Here is an 11,953-nt window from a genome sequence, read left to right on the forward strand (position 1 = left end):
GCGGTGCCGGTCACGCGGTTTCGCGGAAGCTGCCGAAACGGCCGCCGTGGAAGATGAGGGGCGTTCCCTCACCGGGCGTCATCTCCAGCACGCTGGCGATGACGATCAGATGGTCCCCGGCCGTGATCTGCTGCTCGACCCGGCAGTCGAACCAGGCCAGCGAGCCGTGGATGTGCGGGGTTCCCCAGCCGGATTCGGACCAGGCCACGGTGCTGAGTTTGTCCCCGCCCTTCGCCGAGAGGGCGCGGCAGACCTGCTGCTGGTCTTCGGAGAGCAGGCTGATGCCGAACCGGCCGGCCGCTGCGATCTTCGGCCAGCTCGTGGAGGTGTGCGTGACGCTGAACGTCACCAGGGCCGGGTCCATGGACAGCGAGGCAAAGGTTCCGACGACCATGCCGTTCTGCGCACCGCTCACCGGATCGGTCGAGCAGACGGCCGCGACCCCGGTGGGCAGGTGCCGCATGACGGCACGGTAGTGGTCCGAATCGATCGGGCGGGCAGCTGTTGCCGTGGCGGTCATGGCTTCTCCTCCTTCAGTTCCGTGTGCACGTTGCGGGCGGCGCGCAGGCCGGACTCGATGGCCCCGTCGAAGAAGCCGGCCCAGATGTTGGCGATGTCGCCGCTGGCGAAGTGCAGGGCTCCCTCGCTGGCCTGCTGGTCCTTCAGGTATTTGGTCAGCTGGCCGGGACGCTGGATCTGCCAGGTCTCCTCGGCGTACGGGTCGGTCATCCAGTGGTGGCCGGCCACCTCGAGGACCTCCAGGTCGTCGCGCCATACCCTGATGGCCTCGGCGACCTGTGCGATGTCGGTGACGTCGATCCGGTCCGCATCGGCGCCGAAGCCGACCAGCACGGCGTCGTCCTCGCCGATGAATTCGGTGCGGATCACCGACAGCGGCTTGTCCTGGGCGGAGTAGGCGAAGAACGGCTTGATTGGGCCCCTGACCCGGATCCAGGCCTTCACGCCCCGGGACGCGGTCTTTTCCCGGCTGGCGGCGAGCTTGCCGTCGGACAGGGCAGGCACCACGTCGAGCTTGTGCAGGATGTTCTGCGGGACGGTGATGACGACCTTCCTGGCCCGGATTTCCCGGCCGTCGCCGTAGGAGACGGCGGCCCCCCGGCCGTCGTGGCGGACGGCGGTCACCGCGGCGTTGAGGCGGATGTCGGCGCCGGAATCTGCGGCGATGGCCTTCACCAGCGTGTCATTGCCGTCCTTGAGGCGGAAGATCGCCGAGGCCTCGTGCATCAGGTGCCAGTGCCCGGCCGACGCGGCGGTCCAGCGCAGGGCGTTGACATAGGCGCACTGGTGAAGGGGCGCGTTGAAGTGGCCCACCCAGGCGGCCTCGTTGGCGTTGCGCTCGTCCTCGGAGAGGTCCAGCTTGTCCAGCATTTCCTGCAGGTTGTACCGGTCGGCCTCGGCCAGGTCCTCGTTGGTCAGCGGCGCGTCCGGGCGCGGCAGCCACTTCATGGTGTCTTCGAGCAGCCGGGTCATGCCCGGGTCGATCAGGTCCATGAAGTCTTCCAGGGTGCCGCGGCGCACTTCCTTGCCGGCCAGCCAGAACGTTTCCTCCGAGCGCGGGCCGCGGGAGACCTCCAGGCCGTAGCGGGTGACCTCTGCCCAGACATGGGGCTGGGTCCAGTGCAGCCAGTTGCCGCCGATCTCCAGCCTCCGGCCCAGGCGGTCATCGGTCCACAGGCGCCCGCCCAGACGGTCGCGGGCCTCCAGGACCACCACGTGGTGGCCGCGGTTGCCGAGCTCACGGGCAGTGACCAGGCCGGCCAGGCCGGCACCGATGACGACTACGTCGGTCTGTTCAGTCATTGAAGTATCTTTCGTCGATGTATCTGTTGTGGCGGCGGCGCTTAGCGGGTGGCTTCGCTAAGGTGCCTGGCGCGGTGTGCAGTGGCCGGGTGGGAGTCCAGGGTGTACCTGTGGCCGGGGAAGAGCTTTTCGCGCAGGGTTACAGGGTCCTGGTCCTCGGTGCGTGCGGGGGAGACCAGGCCTTGGGCGCGGAGCTCCGGCAGGGCCAGCTCAATAAAGTCTTCCCAGCCGCCGGGCTTGGTGATGTAACTGAGGTTGATGCCGTCGACGTCGGCCTCCTCGCGCCAGCGGCGCAGTTCGGCGGCGACCGTCTGCGGCGAGCCGATGATCGTGGAACCGGTGCCGCCGACGGCGAGGAATTCCGCGATCTGGCGCGGGGTCCAGTCCCGGTCCGGGTCCGCCTTGGAGAACATGTCCACCATGGACTGCCCGGCCTTTGTGCCGACGGACCGCAAGGGGGTGTCCAGGTCGTACTCGGACATATCGATGCCGGTCCAGCCGCTGAAGCGGGCCAGGATTCCATCGATGGGTGCGTTCTCCACGGCCTTTTGGTACTTGGCCCGGGCTTCCTCGTCGGTGGGGGCGACCACCACGGTGAGCAGGATGACCACCTTGACGTCCCGCGGATCGCGGCCTGCGTCGGCCACGGCCTGGCGGACCTTGGCGACGGTGCGCCTGGCTCCCTCCACGGACGTGCTCTGGATGAAGACCGCTTCGGCGTGCTTGCCGCCGAATGCCATGCCCTTGGAAGAGGAGCCGGCCTGGAACAGCACCGGGGTGCGCTGCGGGGAGGGCTCGCACAGGTGGAAGCCGGGCACCGTGAAGTGCTCGCCGGAATGGTTGATCGGGTGTACCTTGGCCGGGTCGACGTAGGTGGCCGACGTTGCGTCGCGGACTACGGCGCCCTCTTCGAAGGAGGACTCCCACAGTTTGTACACGACCTCCATGTACTCATCGGCCAGGTCGTAGCGCTCCTCGGGGGAGAGCTGCTGCACCTTGCCCAGGTTCCGGGCAGCCGCTTCCGAATAAGAGGTTACGATGTTCCAGCCGACCCGGCCGCCGGTGAGGTGGTCCAGAGTGCTGAACTTGCGGGCCAGCAGATAGGGCGGTTCATAGGTCGCCGAGCAGGTCACCCCGAAGGTCAGGTGCCTGGTCACGGCGGCCATGCCGCTGATCAACACCGTCGGGTCATTGATCGGGAACTGCGCGGCGTCGCGCAGCGCGGCATCCCCGTTCCCGCGGAACACATCGTGATAGCCGAGGTTGTCGGCGAAGAAGATGCCATCGAAGCCGGCCTTCTCAAGCGTCTGCGCCACACCCGTCCAGTACTGCAGGTCGGTGTAGCGGTGGCCCTGGTCGCCGTCGTTCCGCCAGGACCCGGATGTCAGGTGGGCCGGGGCGAAGACGTCAAAGGCAAACAGGCTCAGCGGTTCGTTTTTCATGGCAGCGGGCCTTCCTTGGACTGGTGCCGATCGCAAAACTTCTGGTGAAAGTCGTTCAATAGATGAACGTTGCGTTCAATTTACGTGTTAGCTGACTCACTGTCAAGACGTGGGCACGGCCATGGAACCCTCGATCCAACTCTTGACAGTGGCATGTGATGGGTGTCATATTTTGATCACCGCGTTCGAAAGTTGAACGTATTCATGGCTCGGCCACCATCCCCAGATTCCCGCCGTGCAGCAACCGCCGGCACTTTCACTCCGCTGGACAAGCAAGAAAACAACAAGGAAGTTCACCGTGAATCCACGTGTTACCTCGGCCCCCGGGCTGTCGCTGGAAGCTCCGCCGGTGCTGGACCCGCAGAAGAAGCGGTTCCTGTACAAGCTCACCGCCGTCATCTCCGGCGGCATGTTCATCGACGGCTTCATCCTCGGCGGGATCGGCCTGGTCATGCCGGCCCTGACTGCTGATCTCGGACTGTCCCTCGCCTGGCAGGGCCTGATCGGCGCCTCGGCCCTGATCGGCATCTTTTTCGGCGGGCCCATCGGCGGCTATCTGGCGGACAAGATCGGCCGCAAGCCGATGTTCGTAGTCGATCTGGCCATCTTCCTCGTCGGCTCCGCCGCCCAGTTCTTCGTCGCCGAGCCGTGGCAGCTCTTTGCCATCCGCCTGCTCATGGGGCTGGCCATCGGTGCCGACTACGCCATCGGCTGGCCGCTGTTGGCCGAGTTCTCACCGGCACGGCTCAGGGGCAAGCTCCTGGCCGCCCAGGAAGTCGCCTGGTACGTCGGCTACCTGGGGTCCTATGCGCTGGGGTACTTCATGGCCTCCGCCATCCATGCCGACTGGCGCATCATCCTGGGCATGAGCACCGTCCCGTCCCTGATCGTCTTCCTGCTTCGCCTCGGGAGCCCCGAATCTCCGCGCTGGCTGATCAGCAAGGGACGCGTCGAGGAAGGTATGGCCATTGCCCGCGAGTACATGGAGGAGGCCGAAATCCAGGACATGTCCAGCGAAAAGCGCGAAGCCACCAGTTTCCGCAAGCTGTTTTCTCCTGAGTACCGCAACTCCACGATCTTCATCTGCATGTTCTGGTTCTGCAACGTCACCCCGTACTTCGCCATTGCCACTTTCGCCCCGATCGTGCTCGAAAGCCTGGGCGTCGAAGACGGGCTGAGCGGAGCGCTGCTGCTCAACGGCGTTGTCGTCGCCGGTTCCGTGACCGCCATGTTCCTCATCGAACGGGTCGGCCGCCGCAAGCTGGCCATCCCCCCGCTGTGGATCAGTGCAGCGGCCCTCATCGCGATTGGCCTGCTCGCGCACGTCTCGCCGCTCGTCATCCTTGTCTGCTTCGTCACCTTCTCCTTCGCCAACGCCCTCTCCACCGCCTTGACCGGGGTTTATCCGGGCGAGATCTTCCCCACCGAAGTCCGTGGTGTCGGCGTGGGCTTCGCCACCGCGTTCTCGCGAATCGGAGCGGCTGCAGGTACCTTCATCCTGCCGCTGTCGGTCAATGGCCTGGGTGTGGGCGCTACCATGCTGATCGCAGCAAGCCTCTGTGTCGCGGGCGCCGTCATCTCCCAGTACCTGGCTCCCGAAACCAGGGGCCTGAGCCTGAACGAAACATCTGCACCGCTGCACAAGGTGGCAAAGTAGCCGCAGCCGGCTGGGGAACGGCCACCAGTCCATGCGAGGGCTGTTCCCGGACATCCGTCAATGCAATGGAAGGGCCCGTCAATGGGAAGGGCGTCCTGCCGGGCCTGCGCCGGGGAGGACGCCCTTCCACGCGGTGGGGGTACCCGCACGAGGCGCACGGAGGGGCTGAAATCCACGAGGTGCAACAGCTGATCGAGGCCGCGCACCTTGCCACCGCTTCCCCCTCTTGGCAAGCGAAGCTATGGCCCAACCCGGCGAAGCCGCCGGTATCCGGCGCCGACGCCCGGCCATCCGCAGGACGACGCGCTGTGCATTCTGATGGTTGAAACTGCGGGGGCTGGCCGGCGAAGGGGCAGACGGCATCCTGGCGGACATTGCATGCAGGTGCAACGCCACCGGCGTCGTCCCGGGTATTTACACGGGAGAGCCCGGATTGTCCGAAAAGATGGTTGCCCTCGGCTTCCGATTCATGCCCGTCGCCTCGGACAGCGGCCTTTTGGCGGTTGCACGCAACGCTGTCGCCGCATCCGAACCGCCGGCTTTGCCAAAAGTCCCAAGTTAGTCCGAGGAACCGAAAGTTGCCTGTCGTGCCCGTTTGGGGCCTTCCTGCCGGGAAAGACCCCAAATCCGGTCCAGAGAAGTTACTCGCCTTAACGAAAGCGAGGTTGAACGCCCAGTTCGGTATGTGAAAGGGCCTAGGATGGGAGTGGCAATCGAAAGTCAGGGCCGCCGGCCCTTGAGCGGACGCGAACCGGGAGTGGAAATGACATCGGGACGAAGCGCAGAGCCGGAGTCGGCATCGGAAGGCGAGGCGTCGACTTCTCCAGAGCCCCTTGACCTGGTCAACAAGTCTGTCGTCAAGGCTACCGTTCTGCTGAGCGAACTGGGCCGCCACCGGCAAGGTATCACAGCCACCGAAATAGCCCAGGCCGTAGGCATGACCCGTCCTACAGCCTTCCGCCTGCTGCTGAGCCTGGAACAGACAGGCTTTGTCGACCGCGTCGACAATCGCTACATGCTTGGGTGGCAGATGGCCCGGCTGGGCCGGCTGGCCGATCCCTATGCCGGAGCCGTGGCCAGAATCCAGCCCGTCCTGGACGAATATGCCGGCAGGTTCAACGAGACGCTCACTTTCGTCATGGTGAGGGGTGAAGTGGACCACCAGGTAATCGCCGAAGCTTCGGGCTCCCGCTTCCTGACATCCAACCAGTACCTTGGCGGAACCTACCCGCTGCATGCCAGCGCCACGGGAAAGCTCATCCTCGCCGAACTGGGCGATGAGAAAATCGCAGAGGTGCTGCCTAAGAAGCTGGACTCCTACACCTCGCGCACGCTCACCAGCCGGGACGCGCTCCTCCAGGAGCTGCACGAGATTCGGGAGAAGGGTTATGCCGTCATCGACGACGAACTTGAAGAGGGCCTCTTCGCAGCCGGCTGCCCGGTCCGCGATCCAGCCGGCGTACTCATCGGCATTCTGACGATCAACGGACCCACCCAGCGTCTCAAATCGGATCAGCTCCCCGAAACGATTAATCAGTTGCGCCAAGCCGCAGACGAGGTCGCCAAAGCCCTGGCTTAACCGGAGCCCCATTCTGCCGCTGCTCTTTTCAGCGGCACTGGCATTTGATCATTCCAGGTCCGGCCCCCTGTGGGATTGTCAGAACGGCAGCGGCAGCTTTGCGGTCCTGCCGCCGTCGAGCACTATGGTCTCGCCGGTCAGGAAGCTCGACCTGTCACTTGCCAGATAGACGGCAAGATCCCCGACCTCAGCGGGCTGCCCGACGCGCCTCAGGGGGTGCAGACGGTTCAAGGCCTCGCGAGCTGCCACCGGATCAGGTTGGGAAGCCAGATAGGCCTCGCTTAGTTCGGAAGTAATCCATCCGGGAGCAATCGCGTTGCACCGGATGTTTTCCTCGCCGAGATCGACCGCCATGGCGCGGGTCATGCCGTGGATGCCCGCCTTGGAGGCGCAATAGGCGGCATGGCCGGGATTTGCCCCGAGTCCTTCAATGGAGCCGATATTGATGATGCTTCCCCCACCCCGCCGCTGCATGTGCGGCAGCGCGGCTTGTGCCAGGAACAGCGGTGCCCGCATATTGAGGGCGATCATCAGGTCCCACTCCTCTAGCCGGATTTGGGAGATGCTGCGTTCGAACATGATGCCGGCGTTGTTGACGAGGATGTCGAGGCCCCCGAAGTGTTCGGCCGCCCGCTCGGCTACCACGGACAGCTCAGAGGTGGCGCTCAGGTCCGCCTGGATGCCGAGAACGCCGGGGTACTGCTCCAGTGCAGAATCCAGCGGTCGGCGTTGGACGACCGCAACCTGGGCTCCTTCCTCCAGGAATCGGTCAACGATGCCGCGGCCTATTCCTTGCCCCCCGCCGGTCACCAGGGCGATCTTGCCTGTCAGCTGCATTGTTCTTCCTTCCACTTTCCGACCGGCTTAACGCCCGTGACCAAAGGATTTCTTGCCTGCGGTGGGCGATGGCGGCGAACGCGATGGCTGATCCGACCGTGCCCTGGACGCTGACGGTGAGGCCGGCGGTGCGGGCAATGTCGCGCTGGCGCCGGCCGAAGGTCAGCCCGCCGGCCTTGGAAATCTTCAGCCCGATCCCAAGGGGGCAGCATGTTGATCATCCGCAGCGCGGTTTCGGGCAGCACCGCTGCGGCCATTGTGTCGGGCAACGCCATATCGGGTCCTTCCTTCTCTTACAGCAGCGCCTCGTTATCGGCCCCGCATGCGTGCTGCGGATTGGGTCAGGGGTGGGCGGCGCCTCTGGGCTTGGTTGTCTGTTTACCCGGGTTTGCTTCGGTGAAGCCCGGTTGCGTGGGGGCCGGTGGTAGGAGCTCGTCGGGAGCCAGTTCCGGAGTATTGCTTGACGCTGCCGGTGGCTGGTCGCGGCGTTGCAGGCGGGCCAGGGCGACAATGCTAATGAGGCACCAGACGCTGTTGGTAGTGACGGAGGGCCAGGCGCCGTGGTAGGCACCGTTGACGAGCAAGGCGGACGAACCGACGAGGTTGGCCGATTGGAAGAGCCTGCCATTGTGGATCAGTCCCATGGAGAAGGCGGCATAGGCGGCCAGGACGATGAGTGCTCCGAGCCATCCGCTCATTTCGGCCAGCCAGGCCATCGGTTCTCCATTCTAATGTTTGCGTTGCTGGCCGCCGTGCCGCTGCGCGTGTGTCACTGAAAACACGGGGCGATCCGGGGAGACGTCCTTCCGGCCGGCCAAGGCCTGTACTGGAAAGTCGGACAGTGGGAACGTTCATATTCTGAATTTTGCGTTCAATTTAATATGTTGCCCGCGTCACCGTCAAGGATGGAAGTGTGAAGCGGCGCACTTGACCATGTCGTGATCGATGTCATAAGTTTGAACGCAGTGTTCATTTTATGAACATTGGACATCATGTGCCTTGAATCATTCAGACTCCCCGAGGCGGTCCAAATGCCTGGCGCCCCGACGGAAAAGGAATTTTCACTGTGACCTCTACGAGCATGCAAGCGCCTCCGGACAGGCCCACCCCCGGGCAGGCGAAGCACCGCCGCTTCCTTCACAGGCTGAGTCTGGTGATCGGTGGGGGCATGTTTATCGACGGGTTCATTCTCGGGGGCATTGGTGTGGTCATGCCTGCCATTACGGATGAGCTGCAGCTGTCGGCCGCCTGGCAGGGGCTGATCGGGGCCTCAGCACTGATCGGTATCTTCTTCGGCGGACCACTCGGCGGCCATCTGGCGGACAAGGTGGGCCGCAGGCCGATGTTCATCTTCACCCTGGCGGTTTTCCTGGTCGGCTCGGTCGCCCAGTTCTTCATTGCCGACGTGTGGTCGTTGTTCCTCGTTCGGCTCCTGATGGGCATGGCGATCGGGGCGGATTACGCCATCGGCTGGCCCCTGCTCGCCGAATTCGCGCCGGCCCGGCTGCGGGGCAAGCTACTCGCCGTTCAGGAGGTCGCCTGGTACGTCGGGTACCTGGTCTCATACGCCCTGGGTTACGCCCTGGCCGGTTCCGCCGCCATGGATTGGCAGATCGTACTTGGCCTGAGCACCATCCCGTCGGCCATCGTCTTCCTCATGCGGCTGAGCATCCCCGAGTCCCCGCGCTGGCTGATGAGTAAGGGGCGCACCCGGGAAGCCGAAGAGCTCGCTTCCCGGTACATGAGCCAGGAGGAACAGCGTGACCTTAAGGAGGAGAAGGTCCGCAACGGCAGCTTCCATAGCCTTTTCTCCGCAGAACACATCAAAGGCACTGCCTTCATCTGTGTTTTCTGGATCTGCAACGTCACCCCCTACTTCGCCATCGCGACCTTCGCCCCGGTTGTCCTCACCCAGTTGGGCCTCGAGGACGGCCTGACCGCCGCGCTGGCGCTCAACGGCATCGTGGTCCTCGGTTCGGTCTCCGCGGTCGTGCTCATTGAGCGCGTCGGCCGCCGCAAGCTGGCCATCCCGCCCTTCTGGATCTCCACGGCCGCTCTGGTCACCGTCGCTCTCTTCGCCGGCGTCTCGCCAACGGTGGTGATCGTCTGCTTCCTGACCTTCTCCTTCTTCAACGCCGTGTCCACCGCCCTCACCGCCGTCTACCCCGGCGAGGTTTTCCCGACCGAAATCCGCGGATCCGGTGTCGGATTTGCCACCGCTGCCTCGCGCGTCGGCGCCGCCGTAGGCACCTTCATCCTTCCCGTTTCCATGGAAAGTCTGGGTGTTGTGACGACCATGATCTTCGCTGCCGCCATCTGTCTCATCGGCGGCATTGTCTCCCACTTTTTGGCTCCGGAAACCAGGGGCCTGGTCCTGAGCGCCACCGCCGGGGCACGCACCCTGAAATAGCCCGAAGTCCTTGGCCCCGCCGACACACGGCGGAGCCCCGTAACCTATCCATATTCGAGGCAATAATGACAGCTGGGGGAGCCACTCCGCCTACCGGCCTGCGGTCCAACCTGGTGAACTACGGAGACGCCGAGTTCGCACTGTTCCTGCGTAAGGCGTTCATCAAGGGCGCCGGGTACAGCGATGAGGTGCTCGACCGCCCGGTGATCGGCATCGTCGATACCGAAAGCGGCTTCAATCCCTGCCATGGCAACCTGGCACAGCTCATCCGGGCGGTCGAGCGCGGGGTCATGATGGCCGGCGGGTTCCCGGCCTCCTTCCCTACGATCTCGTTGCACGAGAGTTTTTCCCACCCTACGAGCATGTTCCTGCGGAACCTGATGTCAATGGACACCGAGGAGATGATCCGGGCCCTGCCCGTTGATGCCGTGGTCCTCATCGGCGGCTGTGACAAGACCGTTCCTGCCCAGCTCATGGGGGCTGCCTCCGCCGGGCGGCCGGCCATTCAGCTGGTGACCGGGTCGATGCTCACCGGTTCTCACCGCGGACGCACGGTCGGAGCGTGCACCGATTGCCGGGCCTTCTGGGGCAGATACCGTGCCGGGCAGATCGATGACGGAGAGATCGCCGAGGTCAACGGGCGTTTGGTGGGCAGCGTGGGTACCTGTTCGGTGGCCGGTACCGCCAGTACCATGGCCTGCGTCACCGAGGCACTGGGCATGTCCTTGCCCGGCAGTGCGACCCCGCCGGCGGTCACGGCAGAGCGGATGCGCATCGCCGAGCTGACCGGCCGGCGCGCGGTGGGCCTGGCCAGGGAAAAGCTGAAAATCAGCAAGGTCCTCACCCCGGCGGCGTTCGAGAACGCGCTGCGGGTCCTGCTGGCCATGGGCGGATCCACCAACGCCTTGGTCCACCTGGCCGCCATTGCCGGGCGCTGCGGCTACCGTCTGGACCTGGACCTTTTCGACCACATGAGCCGTGAGACCCCCGTGCTGGTCAACCTTAAGCCGGCCGGCAGCCACTATATGGAAGACCTGCACCGGGCCGGCGGCGTGCCCCGCCTGCTTCAGGAGATCCGCGACCTGCTGAACCTGGATGCCCTCACGGTGACCGGCAGGACTCTCGGGGAAGAACTCGATGAGGCGCCGGAGCCTTTCGACCAGGACGTGGTCCGGCCCCGGGAGGCACCGGTCTATCCGTCCGGCAGCATCGCGGTCCTGCGCGGCAACCTCGCCCCGGCCGGAGCCATCATCAAACAGGCCGCAGCGTCCCCGGAGCTGCTCGAACACCGTGGCCGGGCCGTGGTCTTCGAAAGTGCTGAGGATCTCGCGGCCAGAATCGACGACGAGGATCTGGACGTAAAGGCCGATGACATCCTGGTGCTGAAAAACATCGGACCGGTCGGGGCCCCGGGCATGCCGGAAGGCGGCTACATCCCCATTCCCCGGAAACTGGCCCGCGCCGGGGTCAGGGACATGGTGCGGATCTCCGATGGCCGGATGTCAGGCACCGCAGCCGGCTGCGTCGTCCTGCACGTCTCCCCGGAGGCAGCAGTGGGCGGCCCGCTGCAGCATGTACGCACCGGGGATAAGGTCGTCCTCAGCGTGCGTGATCGCCTCCTTCACCTGGATGTCAGCGAGGAGGAGCTCACGGCCCGGGCACAGGAGACCCGCGGACATCAGTGCCCCCGCCCTACACGTGGTTACGCCAAGTTGTTCGTCAACGAGGTCACCCAGGCGGAGGAAGGCTGCGACTTCCGCTTTCTGCAGGCTGACACGGCTGTTTCCAGTGTTCCCCTCCCGCGCTCAGACACCGCCGCCTCTCCGTAGGAAGCCGGGATCGGCCCTGCGCAAGAGCTGCCGTGAGCGGCTCCGGTGGGTACGTGCGGCGTGGGCCGAAGGCAGGCGGCCATCGAAGGGTGCCGCCACGGGACGCAGTATGAACACTGTGTCATGAACACTGTGTCGGTCGGGCTTCCGCAGGCCTCTGCCGCGCAGTTGGTGCAGGTGCGTGCCGGCCAGACGGCCCGGGACCGTGAAGGTTAGTCCCGGGCCGCGGTTGCGTCAGTAGGCCTTGGTGCGTTGTTCGACGATGAGGTGGATCAGGGCGAAGGTCTTCTCCTCCTCGATGGCCTTCAGGGCCGCCTGCACGGCGGCGGGGACCTCGGCGTCGGTCTCGACCCTGATGCCGAAGCCGCCGAAGGCCCG

The 11,953-nt window shown here is 65.0% G+C and carries 8 protein-coding genes and 1 pseudogene; 4 read left to right on the top strand and 5 right to left on the bottom strand.

The features are described from left to right. Positions 1 to 10: 10 nt before the first annotated feature. From ACFQ36_RS00885 to ACFQ36_RS00895, 3 genes and pseudogenes are all read right to left on the bottom strand, one after another. The gene (locus tag ACFQ36_RS00885) at positions 11 to 520 is read right to left on the bottom strand and encodes a flavin reductase family protein (protein ID WP_377009630.1); all 510 of its coding nucleotides are present in this window, start codon (positions 518 to 520) and stop codon (positions 11 to 13) included. Then, positions 517 to 1,842 (bottom strand): annotated as a pseudogene (locus ACFQ36_RS00890) (flavin monoamine oxidase family protein); the annotation flags it as partial. The pseudogene ACFQ36_RS00890 and the gene ACFQ36_RS00885, both read right to left, overlap by 4 nt. Positions 1,843 to 1,862: 20 nt before the next feature. Next, positions 1,863 to 3,263 (bottom strand): LLM class flavin-dependent oxidoreductase, encoded by a 1,401-nt coding sequence (locus ACFQ36_RS00895; protein ID WP_377009632.1) that lies wholly within the window; start codon positions 3,261 to 3,263, stop codon positions 1,863 to 1,865. 298 nt (positions 3,264 to 3,561) lie between these two features. Between ACFQ36_RS00895 and ACFQ36_RS00900 the strand changes: the two genes are divergently transcribed. Then, complete coding sequence (locus ACFQ36_RS00900; protein WP_377009634.1) at positions 3,562 to 4,920, top strand: MFS transporter; 1,359 nt, start codon at positions 3,562 to 3,564, stop codon at positions 4,918 to 4,920. Between the two features lie 706 nt (positions 4,921 to 5,626). Then, entirely contained in the window at positions 5,627 to 6,499 is an 873-nt protein-coding gene (locus ACFQ36_RS00905) for an IclR family transcriptional regulator (protein WP_377009635.1), read from the top strand. A gap of 78 nt (positions 6,500 to 6,577) precedes the next feature. On the opposite strand, the gene ACFQ36_RS00910 is transcribed toward ACFQ36_RS00905, so the two are convergent. Then, complete coding sequence (locus tag ACFQ36_RS00910; protein ID WP_377009637.1) at positions 6,578 to 7,336, bottom strand: SDR family NAD(P)-dependent oxidoreductase; 759 nt, start codon at positions 7,334 to 7,336, stop codon at positions 6,578 to 6,580. Positions 7,337 to 7,677: 341 nt separating this feature from the next. After that, positions 7,678 to 8,034 carry a hypothetical protein gene (locus ACFQ36_RS00915; protein ID WP_377009639.1) on the bottom strand — a complete coding sequence of 119 codons (357 nt, stop codon included), beginning with the start codon at positions 8,032 to 8,034 and terminating at the stop codon, positions 7,678 to 7,680. 470 nt (positions 8,035 to 8,504) lie between these two features. Here ACFQ36_RS00915 and ACFQ36_RS00920 point away from each other — a divergent pair, with 470 nt between their 5' ends. After that, positions 8,505 to 9,746: an MFS transporter gene (locus ACFQ36_RS00920; RefSeq protein ID WP_377009641.1), complete on the top strand. Its 1,242-nt coding sequence runs from the start codon at positions 8,505 to 8,507 to the stop codon at positions 9,744 to 9,746. Between the two features lie 65 nt (positions 9,747 to 9,811). Then, entirely contained in the window at positions 9,812 to 11,575 is a 1,764-nt protein-coding gene (locus ACFQ36_RS00925) for an IlvD/Edd family dehydratase (RefSeq protein ID WP_377009643.1), read from the top strand. The last annotated feature ends 378 nt before the right edge of the window (positions 11,576 to 11,953 follow it).

The organism is Arthrobacter sp. GCM10027362 (genome assembly GCF_042679445.1).
Lineage (GTDB): Bacteria > Actinomycetota > Actinomycetes > Actinomycetales > Micrococcaceae > Crystallibacter.